The sequence below is a fragment of the Klebsiella sp. 2680 genome (assembly GCF_900198535.1).
Lineage (GTDB): Bacteria > Pseudomonadota > Gammaproteobacteria > Enterobacterales > Enterobacteriaceae > Klebsiella > Klebsiella indica.
In genome coordinates, this window is record NZ_FZNJ01000001.1 from 996,163 (window position 1) to 1,021,638 (window position 25,476).

At 54.3% G+C, this 25,476-nt stretch carries 24 protein-coding genes; 1 reads left to right on the top strand and 23 read right to left on the bottom strand.

The annotated features are described in order from the left end of the window. Positions 1-99: 99 nt before the first annotated feature. The 16 genes from tolA to sdhC all read right to left on the bottom strand — a co-directional run bounded on the left by tolA (position 100) and on the right by sdhC (position 17,776). Positions 100-1,377, bottom strand: coding sequence for a cell envelope integrity protein TolA (gene tolA / locus FN037_RS04785; protein ID WP_142501650.1), 1,278 nt, complete (start codon positions 1,375-1,377; stop codon positions 100-102). Positions 1,378-1,482: 105 nt separating this feature from the next. Continuing rightward, positions 1,483-1,911, bottom strand: a complete 429-nt coding sequence (tolR, locus tag FN037_RS04790) for a colicin uptake protein TolR (protein ID WP_138360643.1) — start codon at positions 1,909-1,911, stop codon at positions 1,483-1,485. Positions 1,912-1,914: 3 nt separating this feature from the next. Continuing rightward, on the bottom strand, positions 1,915-2,607 hold the full coding sequence (gene tolQ, locus FN037_RS04795; protein WP_138360644.1) for a Tol-Pal system protein TolQ: 693 nt from the start codon (positions 2,605-2,607) through the stop codon (positions 1,915-1,917). Then, positions 2,604-3,008 carry a tol-pal system-associated acyl-CoA thioesterase gene (ybgC, locus tag FN037_RS04800; RefSeq protein ID WP_138360645.1) on the bottom strand — a complete coding sequence of 135 codons (405 nt, stop codon included), beginning with the start codon at positions 3,006-3,008 and terminating at the stop codon, positions 2,604-2,606. The genes tolQ and ybgC overlap by 4 nt, the downstream gene beginning before the upstream one ends. Before the next feature lie 149 nt (positions 3,009-3,157). Beyond that, a complete protein-coding gene (gene ybgE, locus FN037_RS04805) occupies positions 3,158-3,442 on the bottom strand; it encodes a cyd operon protein YbgE (RefSeq protein WP_138360646.1) in 285 nt (94 codons plus the stop codon). A 130-nt stretch (positions 3,443-3,572) separates the two neighbouring features. Beyond that, on the bottom strand, positions 3,573-3,686 hold the full coding sequence (gene cydX / locus FN037_RS04810) for a cytochrome bd-I oxidase subunit CydX (protein ID WP_004100325.1): 114 nt from the start codon (positions 3,684-3,686) through the stop codon (positions 3,573-3,575). A 15-nt stretch (positions 3,687-3,701) separates the two neighbouring features. After that, positions 3,702-4,841 carry a cytochrome d ubiquinol oxidase subunit II gene (gene cydB / locus FN037_RS04815; protein WP_138360647.1) on the bottom strand — a complete coding sequence of 380 codons (1,140 nt, stop codon included), beginning with the start codon at positions 4,839-4,841 and terminating at the stop codon, positions 3,702-3,704. Between the two features lie 15 nt (positions 4,842-4,856). Next, a complete protein-coding gene (gene cydA, locus FN037_RS04820) occupies positions 4,857-6,425 on the bottom strand; it encodes a cytochrome ubiquinol oxidase subunit I (protein ID WP_138360740.1) in 1,569 nt (522 codons plus the stop codon). Between the two features lie 1,534 nt (positions 6,426-7,959). Further along, positions 7,960-8,832, bottom strand: a complete 873-nt coding sequence (gene sucD / locus FN037_RS04825) for a succinate--CoA ligase subunit alpha (RefSeq protein WP_138360648.1) — start codon at positions 8,830-8,832, stop codon at positions 7,960-7,962. Then, positions 8,832-9,998, bottom strand: a complete 1,167-nt coding sequence (sucC, locus tag FN037_RS04830; RefSeq protein ID WP_142501651.1) for an ADP-forming succinate--CoA ligase subunit beta — start codon at positions 9,996-9,998, stop codon at positions 8,832-8,834. The genes sucD and sucC overlap by 1 nt, the downstream gene beginning before the upstream one ends. Before the next feature lie 126 nt (positions 9,999-10,124). Continuing rightward, positions 10,125-11,345: a 2-oxoglutarate dehydrogenase complex dihydrolipoyllysine-residue succinyltransferase gene (gene odhB / locus FN037_RS04835; RefSeq protein WP_142501652.1), complete on the bottom strand. Its 1,221-nt coding sequence runs from the start codon at positions 11,343-11,345 to the stop codon at positions 10,125-10,127. A 14-nt stretch (positions 11,346-11,359) separates the two neighbouring features. After that, a complete protein-coding gene (gene sucA / locus FN037_RS04840) occupies positions 11,360-14,167 on the bottom strand; it encodes a 2-oxoglutarate dehydrogenase E1 component (protein ID WP_142501653.1) in 2,808 nt (935 codons plus the stop codon). 365 nt (positions 14,168-14,532) lie between these two features. Continuing rightward, positions 14,533-15,249, bottom strand: a complete 717-nt coding sequence (gene sdhB / locus FN037_RS04845; RefSeq protein WP_138360652.1) for a succinate dehydrogenase iron-sulfur subunit SdhB — start codon at positions 15,247-15,249, stop codon at positions 14,533-14,535. A 15-nt stretch (positions 15,250-15,264) separates the two neighbouring features. Next, entirely contained in the window at positions 15,265-17,031 is a 1,767-nt protein-coding gene (gene sdhA, locus FN037_RS04850; protein ID WP_138360653.1) for a succinate dehydrogenase flavoprotein subunit, read from the bottom strand. Continuing rightward, positions 17,031-17,378 (bottom strand): succinate dehydrogenase membrane anchor subunit, encoded by a 348-nt coding sequence (sdhD, locus tag FN037_RS04855; protein WP_138360654.1) that lies wholly within the window; start codon positions 17,376-17,378, stop codon positions 17,031-17,033. Before sdhD ends, sdhA begins: the two co-directional genes overlap by 1 nt. Then, on the bottom strand, positions 17,372-17,776 hold the full coding sequence (sdhC, locus tag FN037_RS04860; protein ID WP_171034858.1) for a succinate dehydrogenase cytochrome b556 subunit: 405 nt from the start codon (positions 17,774-17,776) through the stop codon (positions 17,372-17,374). The genes sdhD and sdhC overlap by 7 nt, the downstream gene beginning before the upstream one ends. Before the next feature lie 640 nt (positions 17,777-18,416). On the opposite strand from sdhC, the gene gltA reads away from it, so the two are divergent. After that, a complete protein-coding gene (gene gltA, locus FN037_RS04865; RefSeq protein ID WP_138360656.1) occupies positions 18,417-19,700 on the top strand; it encodes a citrate synthase in 1,284 nt (427 codons plus the stop codon). A 215-nt stretch (positions 19,701-19,915) separates the two neighbouring features. Here gltA and nei read toward each other — a convergent pair whose 3' ends face one another. From nei to pxpB, 7 genes are read right to left on the bottom strand one after another with little or no spacing between them, the layout of a single operon-like run. Continuing rightward, complete coding sequence (nei, locus tag FN037_RS04870; RefSeq protein WP_142501654.1) at positions 19,916-20,707, bottom strand: endonuclease VIII; 792 nt, start codon at positions 20,705-20,707, stop codon at positions 19,916-19,918. Positions 20,708-20,722: 15 nt separating this feature from the next. Continuing rightward, positions 20,723-21,367, bottom strand: a complete 645-nt coding sequence (gene pcp, locus FN037_RS04875) for a pyroglutamyl-peptidase I (RefSeq protein WP_142501655.1) — start codon at positions 21,365-21,367, stop codon at positions 20,723-20,725. A gap of 9 nt (positions 21,368-21,376) precedes the next feature. Further along, the gene (locus tag FN037_RS04880; protein ID WP_138360659.1) at positions 21,377-22,372 is read right to left on the bottom strand and encodes a DUF979 domain-containing protein; all 996 of its coding nucleotides are present in this window, start codon (positions 22,370-22,372) and stop codon (positions 21,377-21,379) included. Beyond that, on the bottom strand, positions 22,369-23,094 hold the full coding sequence (locus FN037_RS04885) for a DUF969 domain-containing protein (protein WP_142501656.1): 726 nt from the start codon (positions 23,092-23,094) through the stop codon (positions 22,369-22,371). Before FN037_RS04885 ends, FN037_RS04880 begins: the two co-directional genes overlap by 4 nt. A gap of 48 nt (positions 23,095-23,142) precedes the next feature. After that, positions 23,143-23,889 (bottom strand): 5-oxoprolinase subunit PxpA, encoded by a 747-nt coding sequence (pxpA, locus tag FN037_RS04890; protein ID WP_138360661.1) that lies wholly within the window; start codon positions 23,887-23,889, stop codon positions 23,143-23,145. Beyond that, the gene (pxpC, locus tag FN037_RS04895; RefSeq protein ID WP_142501657.1) at positions 23,879-24,811 is read right to left on the bottom strand and encodes a 5-oxoprolinase subunit PxpC; all 933 of its coding nucleotides are present in this window, start codon (positions 24,809-24,811) and stop codon (positions 23,879-23,881) included. The genes pxpA and pxpC overlap by 11 nt, the downstream gene beginning before the upstream one ends. Beyond that, the gene (gene pxpB / locus FN037_RS04900) at positions 24,805-25,461 is read right to left on the bottom strand and encodes a 5-oxoprolinase subunit PxpB (RefSeq protein ID WP_138360663.1); all 657 of its coding nucleotides are present in this window, start codon (positions 25,459-25,461) and stop codon (positions 24,805-24,807) included. Before pxpB ends, pxpC begins: the two co-directional genes overlap by 7 nt. Positions 25,462-25,476: the final 15 nt, after the last annotated feature.

Consider the following 25,476-nt stretch of genomic DNA (forward strand, 5'->3'; position numbering starts at 1 on the left):
TGATAATTTAGCAGAATGTTAACAAACTCAAATACACAAAACTACCAAAACCCCGTGACGACAGAGATTGGTTTTTCCCCGCCGAAGCGGGGAAGATCACTACAATTTAAAGTCCAGTGTCGCATTTTTTATTTTTTCATAAACAGCCTGACTTGGCGGTTTAGGAATAGTCGCAGTTCTCGCGGCGGTCAACGCAGCCTGGCAAAGCGAAGGATCGCCGCCCTCAGACGTTATGTCCTTTAAAGTGCCGTCGGGTGCAAGGTTTATATGCAATACGCACCGTTTGCCCTGATACAGACTTGCATCATACAGACGACGCTGAATCGCAACCTGAATTTGCCTGGCATAGGCACTTATGTCAGCCCCGTTATCACCGCCGTTTGCGCCAGAAGTTCCTGAATCTTTGGAAGGCAGCCCCTTCCCTTTAGCGCCCCCGCCCGATTTCGGCGCATTCTTACCGGAGCTCAGGTCGCCAAGGAGATCGTCAACGCCAGTGGCTTCTTTCGCCGCAGCGGCTTTCTTCGCGGCGGCGGCTTTAGCTGCAGCGGCTTTAGCCGCTTTCTCAGCAGCGGCCTTCTCTGCCGCAGCCGCTTTAGCAGCGGCGGCTTTCTCAGCGGCGGCTTTTTCGGCGGCAGCTTTCTGCGCGGCGGCTTTTTCTGCTGCCGCTTTTTCTGCTGCAGCCTGTTTAGCCGCTTCCTGTTGAGCTTTTTTCTCCGCCTGTTGCTGCGCTTTCTTCTCGGCTTCCTGCTGAGCTTTCTTCGCCGCCTCAGCTTCGGCTTTCTTCTGCGCATCCGCAGCCGCTTTCGCCGCTTCCGCTTCGGCCTGTTTCTTCGCATCAGCCGCGGCTTTGGCCGCCGCGGCCGCTGCTGCTTTCGCCTGGGCTTCCGCCTTCGCTTTCGCATCCACTGCGGCTTTGGCGGCGGCTTCCTGCGCCGCTTTCGCCTGCGCGTCCGCTTTCGCCTTCGCTTCAGCGGCAGCTTTGGCCGCCGCTTCTTCGGCCTGCTTCTGCTGTTCTTTCGCTTCTTTAGCCGCTTCCTGCGCCTGCAGACGTTCTTGTTCCAGCTGTTTTAGCCGCTCCTGCTCGGCTGCCTGCTTTTCACGTAACTCTTCCGCCTGCTGTTGAGCCTGCTTTTCACGCTGTTCAGCGGCGCGGCGGGCGCTGGCCTGCTGCTGCTGCTCGCGGTTGTAGTTATCCACGACCGCGCCCGGATCAACCATTACCGCGTCAATAGAAGAACCACCGCCGCCGCCGGCTGATGTATCCAGATGCTCGTCAAACGAACTCCAGATCAGTAACGCTATCAATACGATATGCAGCGCGACTGAAACGATGATCGCTCGTTTAAGCTTGTCGTTTTGTTCGGTTGCCTTTGACACTATCGGTTCCCAAAAACTGTTCGCCTGTTCCCGTTATACTATGCCGACCACGAAACGGTTTCGTCCCATAGTCAACATTCTGGCGGGCGTGTATATCCCGAGCGATTAGATCGGCTTAGTCATCAAGCCAACCGATTTAACCCCTGCGCTGTGCAACAGGTTAAGCGCTTTAATAATCTCATCGTAGGGCACCTCTTTGGCGCCACCAATCAGGAACACCGTTTTTTCATTCGCCTCAAGTCGGCGCCTGGCTTCGGCAATCACCTGTTCCGGCGGCAGTTGCGACAGCGTCTCAGCGCCCACTTTCACGCTATACTGCCCAACACCGGAAACTTCAACGATCACTGGCGGATCGTCGTTGCTTTTCACCGTTTGCGATTCCGTTGCGTCCGGCAGGTCGACCTCTACGCTCTGCGTAATGATCGGCGCAGTCGCCATAAAGATCAGCAACAGCACCAACAGAACATCCAGCAGCGGAACGATATTGATCTCGGACTTCAGTTCGCGACGCCCGCGTCCACGTGCTCTGGCCATGGCTTACCCCTTATTGCTTTCGCTGCTGGTAAACGCCTGACGGTGCAGAATGGCGGTGAACTCTTCCATAAAGTTGTCGTAGTTGAGTTCAATTTTGTTCACACGCTGATTCAGGCGGTTATAGGCCATCACCGCCGGAATTGCGGCAAAAAGACCAATTGCCGTGGCGATGAGCGCTTCAGCGATCCCCGGCGCAACCATTTGCAGCGTCGCTTGTTTTACCGCACCCAGCGCGATAAAGGCATGCATGATCCCCCACACGGTGCCAAACAGCCCGATATAAGGGCTGATCGACCCCACCGTGCCGAGGAACGGAATATGCGTCTCCAGGCTTTCCAGTTCGCGATTCATTGAAATACGCATGGCACGCGAGGCGCCTTCAACAATCGCTTCCGGCGCATGGCTGTTCGCACGATGCAGGCGAACAAATTCTTTGAAACCGCTATAGAAGATTTGTTCCGACCCCGTCAAATTATCACGACGTCCCTGGCTCTCCTGATACAGACGAGAAAGTTCAATACCGGACCAGAACTTATCTTCAAATGCCTCCGCTTCACGCGACGCTGAATTGAGAATACGCGTTCTCTGAATAATGATGGCCCAGGAAGCGATAGAAAAACCAATCAAAATCAACATGATAAGTTTAACCAGAAGGCTCGCCTTCAGGAACAAATCAAGGATATTCATGTCAGTCACTGCTTAAACTCCGCGACAATAGACTTGGGAAGCGCACGAGGCTTCATTAAGAGTGGATCAACGCACACGATAAGAACCTCTGCTTCATTCAAAACGACATTCTCGGCGTTGACGATTCGCTGCGTGAATACCAGACAAGCGCCTCGCATTGAGGTGATCTCCGTCTGGATTTCAAGCATGTCGTCGAGTCTGGCGGGCGCAAAATATTCCACAGTCATTTTGCGAACCACAAAGGCAACTCGTTCAGCCAGCAAAACCTGTTGGCTGAAGTGATGGTGGCGCAGCATCTCTGTGCGTGCTCTTTCATAAAAAGCGACATAGCTGGCGTGGTAAACCACACCACCGGCATCGGTGTCTTCGTAATAGACCCGAACCGGCCATCGAAACAGCGTTGTATTCACTTTACATCCCGGTAATGCAACAAAAGGTTAGTGCTTTCAAACTTCGCTACTATACGCGCGGCAATCGTGGTTTGGAATGGGGGAAAGTAAACGACGAGTAAATTTTTATGGGCTTATGCAAGCCCATACAGTTACCAGAAACTTCTTATTCAAAAGAAGAAAAAGAACAGGCCCAAAACGAGCACAATATCAGCGATAAGTGGACAAAAAATTCCCTGCCAGTGAATGGTTCGCGGGCGAAAACCCACGCCGTGGATCACACCCGCACAAACGGCCCACATCAGCAGGAAACCGTGCCAGATCTCCAGCTCGCTGGTTTTTGCCGCAAAACGCGACGGGTCCCAGAAGATGCAGCCCGCTAACAGCAGCGCCATCAATAAGGAAAGCGCCCTTAACGGGCGCTTGTCCATTATCGCATACATATACTTTATCATTCACGACGCCTCTTTGTTGGCTACGTCTGCTTACCCCAGTCACTTACTTGTGTAAGCTCCTGGGGATTCACAGACTTGCCGCCTCGATGCAACCCGAATGATTTCGTATATCGCATCACGATAATACTCATCAGTGTTCTTCTTTACCTGCTTTGGTGGCTTCCACGTGCTCAAGCGCTAGCGCGGTAATCACCCCAAAAGCACAGGCAAGAAGCGTTCCCAAAATCCATGCGAAATACCACATATATAGCTCCTTACCTTAGTACAGCGAATGGGTGTTCTTTTCGATGTCGTCACGCGTGATGCGGCCAAACATTTTCCAGTAACACCAGGTGGTGTAGGCCAGAATAATTGGCACGAAGACAATCGCCACGTATGTCATCAGGTTCAGCGTTCTCTGGCTGGAGGTCGCGTCCCACATGGTCAGGCTCGCGTTCAATTCCGTGCTGGACGGCATGATGAACGGGAACATCGCGATACCGGCAGTCAGAATAATGCAGGCCAGCGTCAATGAAGAGAACAGAAACGCCAGCGCGCCTTTATCTGCCTTAGTGCTAAGGGCAGTCAACAGCGGAAGCACCACGCCCAGAGCCGGAATAATCCACAGCGCAGGTATACGGTTAAAGTTCACCATCCAGGCACCCGCCTCCCGTGTGACCTCTTTGGTCAACGGGTTAGATGGGCCAGTGTGGTCCAGTACGGACTTCACCACATAACCATCAATGCCATAGTAGACCCACACGCCCGCCAGCACGAAGCAGACCAGGGTGACCAGCGCCGCAACCGTTGAGACGGTGCGAGTACGCAGGTGCAGTTCGCCAACGGTACGCATTTGCAGGTAGGTCGCCCCTTGAGTCAGGATCATCGCCACGCTGACAATCCCAGCCAGCAGACCAAACGGGTTGAGCAACTGGAAGAAATTACCGGTGTAATACAGACGCAGGTATTCGTCGATGTGGAACGGTACGCCCTGCAGCAGGTTGCCGAAAGCCACGCCAATCACCAGTGGCGGGACAAAGCTGCCGACAAAGATGCCCCAGTCCCACATATTACGCCAGCGGGTGTCTTCAATCTTCGAGCGATAGTCAAAACCCACCGGACGGAAGAATAAAGACGCCAGCACGAGGATCATCGCCACATAGAAACCGGAAAACGCAGCGGCGTAGACCATCGGCCAGGCGGCGAACAGCGCGCCACCGGCAGTGATCAGCCACACCTGGTTACCGTCCCAGTGCGGGGCGATGGAGTTAATCATAATTCGACGCTCGGTGTCATTACGACCCAGAAAGCGGGTGAGCATGCCCACCCCCATGTCGAAGCCATCGGCGACAGCAAAACCGATTAGCAAAATGCCGATCAGCAGCCACCAGATAAAACGCAATACTTCATAATCGATCATTTGACGACTCCTGTCTTAGCGTGCCGACTGAATAGCCGCGGAGGACTGTTCAAAGTGATAGCGACCGGTTTTCAGGCTGCTTGGTCCTTTACGGGCGAACTTGAACATCAGGAAAAGCTCAGCCACCAGGAACAGGGTATACAGACCGCAGATCAGTACCATGGAGAAGATCAGGTCACCCGCCGTCAGTGACGAATTGGCGACCGCCGTCGGTAATACTTCACCGATAGCCCACGGCTGGCGGCCATATTCAGCAACAAACCATCCTGCTTCAACGGCAATCCATGGCAGTGGCAAAGCGTAGAACGCAGCACGTAACAGCCATTTTTTCTCGCCAATGCGGTTACGAATCACGGTCCAGAAGGACGCGCCGATAATCAACAGCATAAGCACGCCGCACGCCACCATAATACGGAAAGCAAAGTACAGCGGCGCGACGCGAGGAATCGAATCTTTGGTCGCCTGCGCGATCTGCGCTTCCGTAGCTTGAGGAATATTGTCGGTATAGCGTTTCAGCAGCAGACCATAACCGAGGTCTTTTTTCACGTTGTTAAATTCATCGCGAACGGCTGGATCGGTAGACCCCGCACGCAGTTGTTCCAGCAGCGAGTAGGCTTTCATCCCGTTACGGATACGCTGTTGGTGCTGCGCCATCAGATCTTTCAGGCCAGTCACCTGCTTATCCACGGAGCGGGTCGCGATAATACCCAACGCATAAGGGATCTGAATCGAAAAGTGGTTCTCTTGTGCATCCTGATCGGGAATACCAAACAGAGTAAAGGACGCCGGAGCCGGCTGAGTATCCCATTCCGCTTCGATTGCCGCCAGTTTGGTTTTCTGCACATCACCCATTTCATAACCGGATTCATCACCGAGGACGATAACAGAGAGAACTGCCGCCATACCAAAGCTGGCTGCGATGGCGAAGGAACGCTTCGCAAAGGCGAAATCACGGCCTTTGAGCATATACCAGGCACTGATGCCAAGGATGAACATCGCGCCGGTCACATAGCCAGATGCCACGGTGTGAACGAATTTCACCTGAGCCACCGGGTTCAGCACCAGCTCGGAGAAGCTGACCATCTCCATACGCATGGTTTCAAAGTTGAAATCCGACGCGATAGGATTCTGCATCCAGCCGTTAGCGACGAGGATCCACAACGCCGACAGGTTCGACCCCAGCGCCACCAGCCAGGTAACAGCCATGTGCTGAACTTTGCCAAGACGATCCCAACCGAAGAAGAACAGACCGACAAAGGTAGATTCGAGGAAGAAAGCCATCAGACCTTCAATGGCCAGCGGCGCACCGAAGATATCACCGACGTAGTGAGAGTAGTAAGACCAGTTAGTCCCGAACTGGAACTCCATGGTCAGACCGGTTGCCACACCCAGGGCGAAGTTGATACCAAACAACTTGCCCCAGAATTTGGTCATATCTTTATAAATCTGTTTGCCGGAAAGGACGTAAACCGTTTCCATGATGGCCAGCAGGAACGCCATACCCAGCGTCAGCGGCACAAAAAGGAAGTGGTACATCGCGGTCAAGGCAAACTGTAAGCGCGACAGTTCGACTATATCTAACATCATGACTCCTTGCTCATCGCATGAAGACTCCGAGAGTGAACCCCGTTAGAAAGGGTCACACGCATGCCCCAATACAAATGTATTTGCTTCTTTTCTTCACACCCTCTTCTTAGTCAAGAAAACGGCAGTGCTGGAAAGTTACAAACATGTTAACAAAACACCCAAATTGATCCCGTGATTATATTACGCTGCAAAACCCTTACAATAAATAGGTTTTTATTGTGATAAATTTGCAATTTTCGACAGCGATCAATTTATAGCGAAAACACCCTGATTTGGTCAATTTGATCCGCAACAATTTAACTCCATTTCGCATTTATTTCCAAGCTTTAAACATTGATATAAATCAATTTTCACTTTAAATGTTAATTATGTTTACCATGTGCGTCATAGGTAGCACGCTGGTTAACGATATGTTTTTCAAGAGTGTCGTCAGTTACTAAAAATGATAGTCCATCTATTCAATTTCGGAGCGGAATTTAATGGCAGAAAGGGCGGTGAGTTAAATCAGCCATAAACGTAAAAGACTATATAGTTCACAGATTTTTTTTATCAAGTTAACACCATATATTTTTTTGTTTATATTATTTATCATTGCATTCACTTTAAGTTAACACAGCTAAGTAACTATCTCATTATCAAGTAAATGCGCTGCATGACCGCCTTTCTTGCCCCGGTGCCGCGCAACGTTCTGCCTCTGGCCTGCGTTCAGCAAAGCCCTTTTTCCTCATCTGTCGCGATTTGCCCTCCCCCTCCAGGTCACATTGTATTCAGCGCTTATCACCTGAGTAATGGAAGGCGTAGAACAAAAATGGTTTACGATAAATCACTGATGATCCAAATACGCCACAGTCAACGTATCAACAGCTTAAAGTCTAGAGGAAGTTATCAGGAGAAAAAATGATACAGACGATAGTCTATTTATCGCTCGCACTGACCGATAAATACCAATAAGAAACATAACCATATGATATATAATGATTTTAATACTATACAAGCGAACAATCACACGCAGAAAAATAGACTAAAAGAGAAAACTGTTCACTACAATCATGCATGTCAATTAACGGGTCACAATCATCAGCCCAAAATATTCGCCTCTATTTAATCTCATCAACGCGCTAAATAATTATAGGGAGAGATAATCAATCCAGGATATTGTCTGAGTAGGCTACGGTAAACCATAAATTTCCGAACGTGCTGTTATTATCCATAATTTTGCGTAATTAATCTGGCAGGATAAATATATCCCCTAAAGAATTCGTGTTGCATGACAAAACGGTTAACCGTGTTGAACTGCGCTGGCTACGAAGGAGTGAGGTCGCAGGCCTAATCACGCGGCAAAGCAACGGTCCGCATCAATGAGATGAGTCACAGCCCGGCCGACGCACATGCAGCCTGACGTAGAGCAAAAAGCGTGGAGTTTAGTGGTAACTAAATGAATTAAAAACAAAAAAGGCCATCATCAGATGGCCAACCATGTCGAAACTGAACCAGCCCTTGACCATGCAGACAATCAGGGCTGTTTTTTTACTTATGACTTAATGACAGTTTTCAGCGCTTCGCCGATATCCGCCAGGCTACGGACGGTTTTCACGCCTGCAGCTTCCAGCGCGGCGAATTTCTCATCCGCCGTCCCTTTACCACCCGCGATAATCGCGCCTGCGTGACCCATACGCTTGCCTTTCGGCGCGGTAACGCCCGCGATGTAACCAACAACCGGTTTGGTTACGTGATCTTTGATGTAGGCCGCCGCCTCTTCTTCCGCGCTACCGCCGATCTCACCGATCATCACGATCGCTTCAGTCTGCGGATCTTCCTCGAACAGTTTCAGGATATCGATAAAGTTAGAGCCCGGAATCGGGTCGCCGCCGATGCCCACACAGGTGGACTGGCCAAAACCGTAGTCAGTGGTCTGCTTAACCGCTTCATAGGTCAGCGTACCGGAACGGGACACGATACCCACTTTGCCCGGCTGGTGGATGTGGCCCGGCATGATGCCGATTTTGCATTCGCCTGGGGTGATTACACCTGGGCAGTTCGGCCCGATCATGCGCACGCCCGCTTCGTCAAGCTTCACTTTCACCGTCAGCATATCCAGCGTCGGGATACCTTCGGTGATGGTGATAATCAGTTTGATGCCCGCGTCGACAGCTTCCAGAATGGAGTCCTTGCAGAACGGCGCCGGAACGTAGATAACCGTTGCGGTGGCGCCAGTGGCCTCTACCGCTTCACGCACGGTATTGAACACCGGCAGACCCAGATGCGTGGTGCCGCCTTTGCCTGGCGTGACGCCGCCCACCATCTGCGTACCATAAGCAATCGCCTGTTCGGAGTGGAAAGTCCCCTGGCTACCGGTAAAGCCCTGGCAGATAACCTTGGTGTTTTTATCGATTAAAACAGACATTATTTCCCCTCCACTGCGGCAACAACCTGCTGAGCTGCATCCGTCAGACTTTTCGCTGCAATAATATTCAGGCCGCTGTCAGCCAATTTTTTCGCGCCCAGTTCGGCGTTGTTGCCTTCCAGACGGACAACCACCGGTACGTTAACGCCCACTTCAGCAACCGCGCCGATGATACCGTCAGCAATCAGATCGCAACGAACAATACCGCCGAAGATGTTAACCAGAACCGCTTTCACGTTGTCATCGGAGAGGATGATTTTGAACGCTTCGGTCACGCGCTCTTTGGTCGCGCCGCCGCCTACGTCGAGGAAGTTAGCCGGTTCGCCGCCGTGCAGCTTAACGATGTCCATCGTGCCCATCGCCAGACCGGCTCCGTTAACCATGCAGCCGATGTTGCCGTCCAGCGCAACATAGTTCAGTTCCCACTGCGCCGCCTGGGCTTCACGCGGGTCTTCCTGAGACTGGTCGCGCATTTCGCGCAGATCCGGCTGGCGGAACAGCGCGTTGCCGTCAGCGCCCAGTTTGCCGTCAAGACAGATCAGATCGCCCTGTTTAGTGATCACCAGCGGGTTGATTTCGATCAGCGCCAGATCGCGCTCAAGGAAAATGATCGCCAGACCCATAAAGATCTTCGTAAATTGCTGAACCTGCTTGCCTTCCAGACCCAGTTTGAACGCCAGCTCGCGCCCCTGATACGGCATCGGACCCGCCAGCGGATCGAGGGCGATTTTGTGGATCAGGTGCGGGGTCTCTTCCGCCACTTTTTCGATCTCCACGCCGCCTTCGGTGGAAGCCATAAAGACCACCCGACGGGAGCTACGGTCAACAACCGCGCCCAGGTACAGCTCTTTATCGATATCGGTCGCCGCTTCAACCAGAATCTGGTTAACCGGCTGGCCGTTGGCGTCTGTCTGGTAGGTCACCAGACGTTTGCCCAGCCAGTGCTCCGCGAACGCGCGAATCTCTTCTTTACTGTTAACAACCTTCACACCGCCCGCTTTGCCGCGGCCACCTGCGTGAACCTGACATTTAACTACCCACGGGCCCGCGCCGATTTTTGAAGCGGCTTCTTCTGCTTCACGCGGAGTAGCACAGGCATAACCCACCGGCGCCGGTAAGCCATAGCGGGCAAAAAGTTGTTTTGCCTGATATTCATGTAAGTTCATGTGTTCTGTCCATCCTTCAGGGAATAATTATCTTTAAACCTGTAGGCCTGATAAGACGCGCCAGCGTCGCCATCAGGCATCTCATCAACGCCTTATCTGGCCTATGGTAGGTAATACTCTTGCTGACTAAACGTCCAGCAACAGACGCGTCGGATCTTCCAGCAGCTCTTTAATCGCCACCAGGAAACCGACCGATTCGCGTCCGTCGATCAGACGGTGATCATAGGAGAGCGCCAGATACATCATTGGCAGAATTTCTACTTTGCCATTCACCGCCATCGGACGATCTTTAATGGCATGCATACCCAGAATCGCGCTCTGCGGTGGGTTAATGATTGGCGTGGACATCAGAGAACCAAAAACGCCGCCGTTAGTAATGGTGAAGTTACCGCCGGTCAGGTCATCCACGGTCAGCTTGCCGTCACGCCCTTTCACTGCCAGCTCTTTAATTTTCTTCTCAATATCCGCCATACCCAGCAGATCCACATCACGCAGAACCGGGGTAACCAGGCCGCGCGGCGTGGAAACCGCCATGCTGACATCGAAGTAGTTGTGATACACCACGTCGTCGCCATCAATGGAGGCGTTCACTTCCGGGTAGCGTTTCAGCGCTTCAACCACCGCTTTCACGTAGAAGGACATGAAGCCCAGACGGATACCGTGCCGTTTTTCAAACGCTTCACCATACTGCTTGCGCAGATCCATAATCGGCTTCATGTTGACTTCGTTGAACGTCGTCAGCATCGCGGTGGAGTTTTTCGCTTCCAGCAGACGTTCGGCTACGCGCTTGCGCAGACGGGTCATCGGCACGCGTTTTTCAGAACGGTTACCCAGTTGTGTAGCCGGAACCGCCGCTTCTGGCGCTTTCGCTTCTTCTTTTTTCGCCGGCACGCTCGCCAGATATTTTTCAATATCTTCACGGGTGAGACGGCCACCCACGCCGGTACCTTGAATTACCGACGCGTCAAGGCTATGTTCCGCCAGCAGACGACGAATCGCCGGACTCAGCGCATCGTTGTTTTGTTCTTCCAGAGAGGCCTGCTGACGCTGGGCCGGCGTTGATTCTTTGGTATCGGCCTTCGCGTCGGACTCTTTGCCCGCGCTGTTACCTTCGCGCAGGCGCCCCAGAATCTGACGAGAGAGCACGGTGGCGCCTTCATCTTCAATAACTGCATCCAGAATGCCATCCGCTGAAGCCGGTACTTCCAGTACCACTTTGTCAGTTTCGATTTCTACCAGCACTTCGTCACGAACAACCGCATCGCCCGGTTTTTTATGCCAGGTTGCAACCGTTGCATCAGCTACGGACTCAGGCAGGTCGGGAACCAGAATATCTACGCTACTCATTATGTATCCTTTAATTAATCGACGTTCAGCGCGTCATTGACCAGATCTTGTTGCTGTTTCTGGTGAACGGACAAATACCCCACCGCCGGAGAGGCGGAGGCCGGGCGGCCTGCATAACGCAGAGAAGCCCCAAACGGAATCACTTCGCGGAAGTGATGCTGGCTACAGTACCAGGCGCCCTGGTTGAGCGGCTCTTCCTGACACCAGATAAAATCATGCACATGCGCGTAAGGTTTCAGCGCCTCCTGCACCGCCTGATGCGGGAACGGATAAAGCTGTTCAATACGCACAATGGCAACATCTTTCTGCTCATTTTTACGGCGGCGTTCCAGCAGATCGTAATAAACTTTACCCGCACACAGCACAACGCGCTTCACCGCTTTCGGATCGAGATCGTCGATTTCCCCGATTGCGGGCTGGAAAGTCCCGTTGGCCAGTTCCTCCATGCTGGAAACCGCCAGCGGATGACGCAGCAAGGATTTCGGCGACATCACGATCAGCGGACGACGCATACCGCGCAGCGCCTGACGGCGCAGCATATGGTAAACCTGCGCCGGCGTTGACGGCACGCAAACTTGCATGTTCTGCTCAGCGCAAAGTTGCAGATAACGTTCCAGACGCGCGGAGGAGTGCTCCGGCCCCTGCCCTTCGTAGCCGTGCGGCAGCAGCATCACCAGGCCGCACATCCGCCCCCATTTCTGCTCGCCGGAGGAGATGAACTGATCGATCACCACCTGCGCGCCGTTGGCGAAGTCGCCGAACTGCGCTTCCCAGATGGTCAGGGTGCGCGGTTCAGCGGTCGCATAGCCGTATTCGAACGCCAGCACCGCTTCTTCAGACAGGACGGAGTCCCAGACGCGGAAGGTGCCCTGACCGTTATGAATGTGCTGCAACGGCGTATACGTGGAACCATTTGCCTGGTTATGAATCACCGCATGACGGTGGAAGAAGGTGCCGCGACCGGAGTCCTCGCCAGACAGACGCACCGGAATCCCCTCATCAACCAGCGTGGCGTAGGCCAGCGTTTCCGCGCCGCCCCAGTCGAACAGCTTCTCGCCAGCGGCCATCGACTGACGATCGCCGTAAATCTTGGCGACGCGGGACTGCATCTCCACAGCTTCCGGCACGGTACTGATGCGTTTCGCCAGCTCCTGCAAACGTTTAGGTTCGACTTTGTCCGGATAGCTCTCATCCCACTCATGGTTGAGATACGGGGACCAGGTAAAAGAGTGCATGTTCATCGGACGCCACTCTTTGACCACGCATTCACCGGCATCCAGCGCATCGCGGTAGAGGTTGACCATTTCAGTGGCGTCTTCCAGGGTCGCGACCTTTTCCGCTTCCAGCTTATCAGCGTAGATTTTGCGCGGGGTCGGATGTTTTTTGATTTTCTGGTACATCAGCGGCTGAGTTGCGCTCGGCTCATCGGCTTCATTATGGCCATGACGGCGGTAGCACACCAGGTCGATGAAGACATCGCGTTTAAAGGTGTTGCGGAAGTCCAGCGCCACGCGAGTAACGAAAGCCACCGCTTCCGGATCATCGGCGTTAACGTGGAAAATCGGTGCCTGTACCATTTTACCGATATCGGTGCAGTACGGGGTGGAGCGCGCATCCAGCGGGTTGGAGGTGGTAAAACCCACCTGGTTGTTGATAACGATGCGCACGGTGCCGCCCACTTCGTAACCACGCGCCTTAGACATGTTCAGGGTTTCCTGAACCACGCCCTGGCCCGTCACCGCGGCGTCGCCGTGAATGGTAATGGGCAGCACTTTATTGCTGCTCGGCTCATCCAGACGGTCGAGACGGGCGCGCACGGAACCAATCACCACCGGGCTGACGATCTCCAGGTGCGACGGGTTAAACGCCAGCGCCAGGTGCACCAGGCCACCTTCGGTTTCCATATCGGACGAGAAGCCCATATGGTACTTCACATCGCCAGTACCGAGTTGCTCTTTATGTTTACCGGAGAATTCATCAAACAGATCCTGGGGTTTTTTACCCAGCACGTTGACCAGCACGTTCAGACGACCACGGTGCGCCATGCCCAGCACCACTTCGCGGGAACCGCTCTTACCCGCATGGCGGATAATCTCTTTCAGCATCGGGATCAGCGCGTCGCCACCTTCCAGCGAGAAACGTTTTGCACCGGGGAATTTCGCGCCGAGGTAGCGTTCCAGCCCTTCAGCCGCCGTCAGTTCGCTGAGAAAGCGTTTTTTCTCTTCGCCGCTAAAGTTCGCTTTTCCTGCTACCGACTCAATACGCTGCTGGATCCAGCGTTTTTCTTCGGTAGACGTGATGTGCATATATTCCGCACCGATTGAGCCGCAGTAGGTTTGCCTGAGGGCGGAAATCAACTCGCCCAGCTTCATCGTATCTTTACCGATGGCAAAAGATCCGACGTTGTAGCTTTCCTGAAAATCAGCCTCAGTCAGATCGTGGTATGCCGGATCGAGATCCGCCACTCGCTCTTGCTGCCACAGCCCCAGCGGATCGAGATTCGCATGCTGGTGACCACGGAAGCGGTAGGCGTTGATGAGCTGCAGGACTTTCACCTGCTTGACATTGCTGTCAGGGTCGGAAATTGAAGAAGTGTAACGTGAGGCATCCTTCGCCAGGCGGCGGAAATAATCACGCGTTTTGGAATGGAATTGATCCGGTTTGACTCCGGTGCCAGGTAACTGCTGGAACATAGAACGCCAGTTAGCGTCAACAGAGTCAGGATCGGTTAAGAAGTCTTCATAGAGCTGTTCTATCCAGCTCTGGTTCGAGCCAGAGAGGTAAGAAGAGTCCAGCCAGGCTTTCATTGCGCCGTTCTGCATCGTGATCCCTTAAGCATTTATATGCTTACTTCGCCATGGATACTACCACGCACATTGCTGTGCGTGCCGGGGTTCACTTGCGAGCTCTTCTCTGTGTAGCGGCTCGCGAAGGAACCTTTAGAAACTGTCTAAATAATCTTCGTCGTTCCGGCTGCGACTGCGTTGCGGCTTTCACTCACCCCAGTCACATAGTCAACTATGCTCCAGGGAATTCGTTCAACCGCGCCTTGTCTCGCGCTGAACGTCTCGATTATTTACTTATCTGGCAGTTTTTAAAGGTTTCTGCAATTTGCCCGGTGGCGCTACGCTAACCGGGCCTACTGTTACGTAGGCCGGATAAGCGCAGCGCCATCCGGCGTTGTTACTTACGCACTGCGCTGCAACAACATCGACTTAATATGACCGATGGCGCGCGTCGGGTTCAGCCCCTTAGGACATACGCTGACGCAGTTCATGATGCTATGACAGCGGAATACGCTGAATGCATCGTTCAATCCTTCGAGGCGCTCGCTGGTTTCCGTATCGCGGCTGTCGATCAGGAAGCGATACGCGGCCAGCAGGCCCGCCGGACCAATAAACTTGTCCGGGTTCCACCAGAAGGACGGGCACGAAGTTGAACAGCATGCACAAAGGATACACTCATACAGCCCATCAAGCTTTTCACGCTGCTCTGGCATCTGCAAATGCTCGCGAGCGGGTGGATTTTGCCCATTATTCAATAAATAAGGCTTAATCTTCTCATATTGTGCATAGAATTGCCCCATGTCTACCACCAGGTCGCGGATAACCGGTAAACCGGGTAGTGGGCGAATCACAATTTTCTTGCCCGGCTGGTTCAGCGCTGAAATCGGCGTGATGCACGCCAGGCCATTTTTACCGTTCATATTCAGGCCATCTGAACCACACACGCCTTCACGGCATGAACGACGGAAAGAGAGGCTGGGATCTTTTTCTTTAAGCTGAATTAATGCATCCAGCAGCATCATATCGCGCCCTTCTTCGCCCTCCAGGGTGTAATCCTGCATGCGCGGAGCGTCATCAACATCCGGGTTATAGCGATAAATTGAAAACTCGAGTTTCATTGTCCTGTCTCCGCATTAGTAAGTACGAATCTTCGGCGGGAATGCCGGGCGCAGTTTCGGTTCCATATTGACGCTTCGACGCGTCATGGATTCCGTCTCTGGCAGATACAGGGTATGGCACAGCCAGTTTTCATCATCGCGATCCGGGAAGTCGAAGCGGCTATGCGCGCCACGGCTTTCGGTACGGAAGTTGGCGGAGACGGCCGTTGCAAATGCCGTTTCCATCAGGTTGTCCAGCTCCAGGCACTCCACGCGCTGGGTGTTGAATTCACTGGAGGTGTCGTCCAGACGGGCATTTTTCAGACGCTCGCGAATCACCTTCAGTTGCTCAAGCCCTTTCGCCATCGCGTCGCCTTCACGGAACACCGAGAAGTTGTGCTGCATACACTCCTGCAACGCTTTACGGATAGTGACCGGATCTTCGCCGTCACGGTTGTTGTTCCAGCGGTTGAGACGTTCCAGAGAGGCCTCAATGTCAGACTCGCTGGCGTCACGCAGCGCGCCCTGCTCGGCGATGGACTCCTGCAGATGCAGACCGGCCGCACGCCCGAAGACTACCAGGTCAAGCAGCGAGTTGCCGCCCAGGCGGTTAGCGCCGTGTACGGATACGCAGGCAATTTCACCCACCGCGAACAGACCAGGAATCACCACATCTTCGCCCTGCTCGTTCACGGTCAGCGCCTGACCGGTTACTTTGGTCGGGATGCCGCCCATCATATAGTGACAGGTTGGGATCACCGGAATCGGCTCTTTCACCGGGTCAACGTGGGCAAAGGTACGGGACAATTCGAGGATCCCCGGCAGACGGGATTCGAGCACTTCTTTCCCCAGATGGTCGAGCTTCAGTTTGGCATGCGGCCCCCACGGGCCGTCGCAGCCGCGACCTTCGCGGATTTCGATCATAATAGAACGCGCGACCACGTCACGACCGGCCAGGTCCTTCGCGTTCGGGGCATAGCGCTCCATAAAGCGCTCGCCGTGTTTATTCAGCAGATAACCGCCTTCGCCACGGCAGCCTTCTGTCACCAGCACGCCCGCGCCCGCAATACCGGTCGGGTGGAACTGCCACATTTCCATATCCTGCACCGGAACGCCGGCGCGCAACGCCATACCGACGCCGTCGCCGGTGTTGATATGCGCGTTAGTGGTGGACTGGTAAATACGGCCTGCGCCGCCGGTCGCCAGCACGGTTGCGCGCGCTTTGAAGTAAACCACTTCGCCGGTTTCGATACACAGGGCGGTACAACCTACCACTGCGCCGTCGGCATTTTTCACCAGATCCAGCGCATACCATTCAGAAAAAATAGTGGTATGGTTTTTCAAATTCTGTTGATACAACGTATGCAGCAATGCGTGACCGGTACGGTCAGCCGCCGCCGCGGTACGCGCCGCCTGTTCGCCGCCGAAGTTTTTCGACTGGCCGCCGAACGGACGCTGATAGATACGGCCATCGTCAAGACGGGAGAAAGGCAGCCCCATGTGCTCCAGTTCCAGAATCGCTTCCGGGCCGGTTTTGCACATATATTCAATGGCATCCTGGTCACCGATGTAGTCAGACCCTTTTACGGTATCGTACATGTGCCATTCCCAGTTATCTTCATGGGTATTACCGAGCGCCACGGTGATGCCACCTTGTGCGGATACGGTATGGGAACGGGTTGGGAAGACTTTGGAGAGCAGCGCACAGGTCTGGCCGCTTTGGGAAATTTGCAGCGCTGCGCGCATACCTGCGCCGCCTGCGCCAATAACAACAGCATCAAATTCTCTGACTGGCAGTTTCATTACACACCCCACACCACAACAAATCCATAAATGACGTAAACCACCAGCGCAACAACGATAGCAAGTTGCAACACAAGACGCACGGCCAGCGGTTTAACGTAGTCGGTCAATACCTGCCACATGCCAATCCAGGCATGAATCAAGATGGAAAAAAGCGCCAGCAGGGTAAAGACTTTGGTGAATGACGATGAGAAGAAACCGCGCCAGAGTTCAAAAGTGAGTTCGCCGCTTGTGGCGAAGAAACCCACCATATAGATGATATATAACGTCAGAACGATAGCGGTGGCACGGACAAGGATGAAGTCATGTACGCCATTGCGTCCTAATGCGGAGGCGTTGCTTACCATACGAGGACTCCTGCGAGAAGTGAAAGCACGACAGTGATAACAAAAGAGATTTTGGCTGAGCGTTTACCCGCTTCGAATGTTTCTTCCAGATAACCAAAATCCATCATCATGTGACGAATGCCGACCACGACGTGATATGCCAGCGCGGTAAGAATGCCCCACATAATAAATTTAACAATGAAGCTATCCATGATAGCGGACGCTTGCTGGAATCCTTCAGGGGAAGAGAGGCTGGTGCCCAGTAACCACAACAGGATCCCGACCGCCACGAAAGTGATCACACCGGAAACGCGATGGAGAATGGACGCTATCGCCGTGATTGGGAACCGGATCGTTGTCAGATCCAGATTGACAGGTCTTTGTTTTTTCACATTTCTTACCATGAATAACGCCCACATGCTGTTCTTATTGTTTCCTTCCTCCGGTCTGCTTGCGGGTCAGACAGCGTCCTTATCTATAACCTGAAGTCATGTTAAAACTCTTTTTCAGGAGTTAAAACGTGACGAAAATAACGCTGGGTGGCTCGGGATTGCAGGGTATTCCGGAGACCTGGCGGCAGTATAGGCCGTTCACAAAATCATTACAATTAACCTACATATAGTTTGTCGGGTTTTCTCCCGAACAGTGATCAATATCACGATAACAACATATTTTTAAAATTTAATCATCTGATTTGACAAATATTAAACATTATTGTTACAACCATTACCAGATAAATGCGATAATGCACAAAAGTTATCGGGTCATGCTTTTACCTGAGAATAAGTTATGTAACAGTGAGAGAGTATTGACCGATGTAATCAGGACAGTTATTAGTGGTATATAGTTTATAAAATTCGGACTGCTAAAACGCTGATTTGCTGTTGTTTCATCGTAGACAGAAGGCGTACCATCAAGCGCCCTTGCTCTGTACCCTGCCCTGTTCCGCGACGCAGAGCGATGTGCAACATAACAAACTGGTAATGTTATCTGCTACGGGCCGAATGCAAATCCACCACCCGGCAGTCTTAAGCAATAAAGGCGCTAAGGAGACCATAAATGTCTGATGCTAAAGCAAAAATCACCCTGGGTGGTGATACTGCTATCGAACTGGATGTGCTAAAGGGCACGCTCGGTCAGGATGTTATTGATATTCGTAGCCTTGGTTCAAAGGGCGTATTTACTTTTGATCCTGGTTTTACCTCAACCGCATCCTGCGAATCTAAAATCACTTTTATCGATGGCGATGAAGGTATCCTGCTGCATCGCGGTTTCCCGATCGATCAGTTAGCCACCGATTCCAACTATCTGGAAGTGTGTTACATCCTGCTGAACGGTGAAAAGCCGACTCAGGCCCAGTACGACGAATTCAAAACCATCGTTACCCGCCACACCATGATTCACGAACAGATCACCCGTCTGTTCCACGCATTCCGCCGCGACTCTCACCCGATGGCCGTAATGTGCGGTATCACCGGCGCGCTGGCCGCGTTTTACCACGATTCGCTGGATGTAAATAATCCGCGTCACCGCGATATCGCCGCGTTCCGCCTGCTCTCCAAAATGCCGACCATGGCGGCGATGTGTTACAAATATTCGATTGGCCAGCCTTTCGTTTATCCGCGCAACGACCTTTCTTACGCGGGTAATTTCCTGAATATGATGTTCTCCACGCCGTGTGAAAAGTATGAGGTAAACCCGATACTGGAGCGCGCCATGGACCGTATTCTGATCCTTCATGCCGATCACGAACAGAACGCCTCAACCTCCACTGTTCGTACCGCGGGCTCTTCCGGCGCTAACCCGTTTGCCTGTATTGCGGCGGGCATTGCCTCCCTGTGGGGGCCGGCGCACGGCGGCGCCAACGAGGCGGCACTGAAGATGCTGGAAGAGATCAGCTCCGTTCAACACATTCCGGAGTTTGTCCGTCGCGCGAAAGACAAGAACGACTCTTTCCGTCTGATGGGCTTTGGCCACCGCGTGTATAAAAACTACGATCCACGTGCGACCGTTATGCGTGAAACCTGCCACCAGGTGCTCAAAGAACTGGGCACCAAAGACGATCTGCTGGAAGTGGCCATGGAGCTTGAGCACATCGCGCTCAACGACCCGTACTTTATTGAGAAAAAACTCTATCCGAACGTCGATTTTTATTCCGGCATCATCCTGAAAGCGATGGGTATTCCCTCCTCCATGTTCACCGTTATCTTCGCGATGGCGCGTACCGTGGGCTGGATCGCGCACTGGAACGAAATGCACAGCGACGGCATGAAAATCGCTCGCCCACGTCAGCTGTACACCGGCTACGAAAAACGCGATTTCCAGAACGATATCAAGCGGTAAGCCTGATATGACGAAAACGCGCCTTCTGGCGCGTTTTCGCGTGCTGACAAACCCGTATCAGATATTGTGCCCGCATTTCCGCCGGGTGGCGGCTAACGCCTTACCAGGCCTATAACCTATTTAATATCAATAGATTATGTATCACCAGCAGGCCCGCGCAAGCGAAGCGCCGCCGGGCGATTCCGGAAGAGCAAACCGGCCGGCAATCTCACCGGCTAATGCTGGCATCCTGGACACCAGTAAAACGGTCTTGACGACAGCATCGTTCTCTCGATAATCCCGCCGCAGCGCTCACAATTCTCCCCTTCGCGATGAAAAACCTTAAAGCGAAACAGCGCGCCGTGATGCTTATCATCATCAACCAGGCCGCGAGTATTGTAGGACAGCCGCGGAATATCCAGCAGCGCCTGAGCCAGCACATCAAGCTGTTTATTATCAAGTCCGGAAGCCTTGTGCCGCCCGGTTAACCCTGCCTGCCAGAGAATCTCTACGCGTAAATAATTCCCCAGCCCCGCAAGAAACGCCTGATCCAGCAACAGCCCGGAGAACTGACGATTGCGGAATTTCGCCGACAGCAGACGCGCTTTAACTTTCTCAACGGTAAGCGTCATATCGAGCACATCCGGCCCGACCCGCAGCAAAAACGGATGTCGGGCGAGCTGTTCAGGCGTCAGTATTTCAATATCAGAGGCGCTATAGAGCAAAACCGCCTTGCAGGCGGTCTGCAAGCGAACGCGCAAAATACGCGTCGTTTCAGGTTGTTCCCCCGCGTCGACCACTCGCCAGACGCCATACAACTGATTGTGGCTATAAAGCGTTAACCCGCCAGAGAAGTGAGTGAGCAGGGCTTTACCGCGGGTTTCAATACCTGTCACCTGTTGACCAACCAGCTGTGACTGATAAGCGTGTAACTGCGGGAAGGCGAACCACGCCTCAGTCAACGGTTCGCCTTTGATCGCCGCTTCCAGGCTATCCGCCGCACGGCGAATTTCCGGACCTTCCGGCATAATAATGTCCTTGTCTTAATGCGTTGCGCCGCCGACCGCTTTCACATCGCCATCCTGGCGTAAAGCAACGGCAATCGCGATCTCCAGCGCCGCACGTACCGTCTCTGCCGCCATACTCGCTTCGCCGGGATGAGCCGCAGCCTGCTCCGGCAAATAGGGGATATGAATAAATCCCCCCTTCACGCCGCATTTACCCTGTAGCCAATGCAGCAGGCCATACATCACATGGTTACAGACAAATGTTCCCGCCGTCTGCGACACCGACGCCGGGATCCCACGCTCGCGCAGCGCCGCAACGATCGCCTTAATCGGCAGCGTGCTGAAATACGCCGCCGGACCATCGGCAATAATCGGTACGTCGATCGGCTGCAGGCCTTTATTGTCCGGAATTCGCGCATCATCAACGTTAATCGCCACCCGTTCCACGGTGATATCGACGCGCCCGCCCGCCTGACCAATCGCCAGCGTCAAGACGGGCTCCAGCTCGTCCAGCGCCGCGTTGAGTACCGCCAGGGCATCGCCAAATACGCACGGCAGCTGCCGCGCCGTAACGGGCAGCCCGGCGATAATAACCCCATCCAGCTGCTTAACCACTTCCCACGAAGGATTAATCGCCTCGCCGCCAAAGGGTTCAAAACCGGTGATCAATACGCCAGCCATCATCCCTCCTTACAGGAACATCAGGAAATAGAGCAAAAATACGTTCACGGTAAGCAGCAGCACACCGGTCGGTACCTGAGCTTTGATCACCGCGTTTTTATCCGGCAGCTCCAGCAGCGCCGCCGGGACGATATTGAAGTTAGCCGCCATCGGGGTCATCAGAGTGCCGCAATAGCCGGAAAACATACCAATTGCCGCCATTACCGCCGGATTTCCGCCATGCTGCAAGACCAGAATCGGGATCCCGACACCTGCCGTCACAATAGGGAATGCGGCGAAGGCGTTACCCATCACCATCGTCAGCAGAGCCATACCAATGGCATAAACGGCAACGGCAATAAACCGGCTGTCCACCGCCAGGTAATGCTGCGTTAGCCAGGAAATACTGTTACCGACGCCGGCGGCGGTAAACAGCAGGCCGAGAACCGCCAGGATCTGCGGCAAAATAAACGCCCAGCCGACCGAATCCAGAAGACGGCGCGCCTCCTGTAACGGCTGTGCGGCGGTTTCATGGGTCATGCGGATCGCCATCACCAGGCCGAGCAGCGTTCCCGCGGTCATGGAAAACAGGGTAATCAACGTGGCGTGATTGCCCGCGCCAAAGACGGCAACCTGCAACGCTGGCAGATTGTTAAACAGCAACACGCCAGCAACGGTCACCACCGGGATCGCCAGCGCGGGGAAGAACAGTTTGTTGCCCAGACGCGCAGCGCTGGCGGTGCGCTCTTCCTGCGAACGCTGATGATAGCGGCCGAGGCGAACACCGCCAAAACCGGCAATCAGCGCCAGCACGACAACGATGATACCGACGGCAATATTAACGGTCCGCTTATCGCCGACCAGTTGATACGTCCAGTCGCCAAACAGAAACACCACGCCGTAAAGCCCCCAGAACAGACCGGTCGTCAGCCTGCGCGGGTTCGCTTTATCGCGCCATGACATCACCGCCACCACCAGCAGAACGGCGCCCGCCAGCCAGTACAACCAGGTTTGCTGAAAATTCATGCGGCACCGCCTTTCGCCTGCGCGGCGTTAATCTTGTCCAGCTCACGCTGTAGATGACGGTCCAGACGCCACAGACGGGCGGAGTGGATCAGGAAGGCGCATACCGCCGTAGGGATCCCCCACACGGCGATGTGCAGCGGCTCGGTCTGAATGCCGCCTGACTCCAGCATAAAGTTATGCATAAAGATAATCGCGCCAAAGGCGACAAAAATATCTTCGCCGAAGAACAGGCCAACGTTATCGGTGGCGGCCGACATCGCGCGTAAGCGGTAACGGATATCGCCCGGCAGCGCGCCAAAATTCTTCTCCGCCGCGCCTTCCGCCATCGGCGCCAGCAGCGGACGCACCATCTGCGGATGCCCACCCAGACTGGTTAACCCCAGCGCGGCGGTCACTTCACGTACGAACAGATAGACAATGAGCAAACGGCCCGCTGTTGCGCTGCGGATCTTCGCGATCCACGCCTGCGCGCGCTCTTTCAGCCCATGCCGTTCCAGCAGGCCGATGACCGCCAGCGGCAGCAGAAGAATAAACGGCAGATTGCGGGTATTAAGAAACCCTTCCCCCAGCTTTTCCAGAATGGTCGCGACCGGCATATGCGCCGTCAGCCCGGTGATGATCCCGGAAACAATCACCACCAGAACCTGGTTAAAACGTAATAGAAAACCAACCACGATCGCGGCAATGCCGATCAGCGGCCAGAGAGATACTGACTGTTCCATAGTAGCATCCTGTATGTTGTGTATTGTTAATTGCTTAATATTATTATTTTACTCTTCTGTTTCCGTGCTCACCTGTATATTGCGCCCGGCAAACGCCGCGCGCAAACGACGGGCAAAATCCAGCGCGTGCTCACCGTCACCATGCAAACAAACGGTTTCCGCTACCACATGCGCCCATTCACCGGTAATGCTCCGAACCCGATTGTGTTGCACCATTTCCAGCGTCTGCGCCAGCGATTGCTCTTCGCTCTCAATCAGCGCGCCAGGCTGCGTGCGCGGCACCAGGCTGCCATCCGCCAGATAGCCGCGATCGGCAAACACTTCCTGACGGGTAGCCAACTGGTAACGTTGTCCGGCGCGAATCAGCTCGCTGCCCGCCAGCCCAACCAGCACCAGATCAGCATCAATATCGCGCACCGCACGGGCAATCGCATCGGCCAGTTGCGGATCTTTCGCCGCCTGGTTATAGAGCATTCCGTGCGGCTTAACGTGCTGTAATTCGCCGCCTTGCGCGCGCACCATCGCCGCCAGCGCGCCAACCTGGTACAGCGTTTGCGCATAAACGGTTTCCGGCGGCAGTTGCATAGGCGTCCGTCCGAAGTTCTCCCGGTCAGGGAAGCTCGGATGCGCCCCTACCGCAACGCCATATTTCAGCGCGTCGCGGACGCTCTGCAGCATCATCACCGCATCTCCGGCATGGAAACCGCAGGCGATATTGGCGGAAGAAACCAGTTGCAACAGGGCACTGTCATTGGCGCAGCCTTCACCCAGATCGGCATTTAAATCAATCTTCATTATCAAGTCTCCATGCCAGTTGTTCGAAATAACGCTGTCTGTCGTCACGCGCTTTAAGCGCTTCCTCCAGCGTACAGGGAACAAAGTGGATCGGCTGACCCAGCGGAATTTGCGCCAGCTGGTACATATCAGCCTCAATAATACTGGCAATACGCGGATAGCCACCGGTCGTCTGGGCATCATTCATCAGTACGATCGGCTGACCGTTGTGCGGAACCTGCACCACGCCGGGCAGCAGGCCGTGAGAGAGCATCTCGCGATCGGTCGTCCGCTTCAGCGGTTGCCCCTGCAGACGGTACCCCATGCGATTGCTTTGCGGACTCAATTGCCAGGGCGAACGCCAGAAAGACGCCTGCGATGCGCTATCAAATTCCTGATATTCCGGCCCAGGCAGCGCACGGATGCGATTGCCGACAGGCAGTTGCTTCACGCCGCGCGGCCCGCGAAATTGTTTTTCGGATTTACCCAGTTTCAGCCGGTCGCCATCCTGTAAACGCCGTCCTTCCAGTCCGCCAATCCCCACTTTCAGGTCGGTACTGCGCGAGCCCAACACTTTCGGCACCGCAATGCCCCCCGCCACCGCAAGATAACTACGCACGCCGTGCTGGGGATTTTTGAGCACCAGATGCTGGCCCGCCCTGACCGCCGTCCGCCAGCCGACCCACACCGGCTCATCATCCAGCTTCGCCTCACAGGCGGCGCCGGTCAGTGCAAACCAGCCGCTACGTTCAAACTGAATATCCACCTGACCCAGGGTTATCTCCAGCGCCGCGGCGTTGGCGCCGTTACCCACCAGCAAATTGGCGATCACCAGCGCGGGCTTATCCATCGCGCCGCAGCGGCTGATGCCCAACTGACGCAGCCCTTCACGCCCGCCATCCTGTACCGAGGTATACATCCCGGCACGGATTATCTTCAACATACGCCCTCCTTTTGCGGCACAAAACGGACCCGGTCGCCGGAACGCAGCAGCGTCGGCTCCTTGCGCGTCGGATCAAACAGCGCCAGCGGCGTACGCCCCAGTAGCTGCCAGCCTCCCGGCGTCGCCAGCGGGTAGATCCCGGTTTGCGCCCCGCCAATCCCGACCGAACCGGCGGGCACCAGTAGCCGCGGCTCCGCCCGGCGCGGCATCGCCAGTTGTTCCGGCAGGCCGCCAAAATACGGGAACCCAGGCTGGAAGCCAAGAAACCAGACCACGTACTCCACCGAGGCATGCAATTCAACAACCTGCTTTTCGCTCAGGCCGCTATGGCGAGCGACCTCCCCCAGATCCGGGCCGCCTTCGCCACCGTAAACGACCGGGATCGAGACCTGCCGGGATTCCGGTTCGAGCGTATCGCACTCCTCCCACCAGATTTGCAGGCGCTCAATCGCATCCCACGCGGTTTGCTGTGGATTACGCAATATCACGGTAATGTTGTTCATACCGGGAATCGCTTCCACCACCTCAGTATGGCCAATCAGCCGCTGCGCTAACCGCCAAATCCGTTTCTGACTCTCCAGCGTCACCGGTGGCTCCAGCTCCAGCACAACAGCCGTTTCACCTAATAAATAACAACGCGCTCGCTGCACTTTTACCTCCATTTA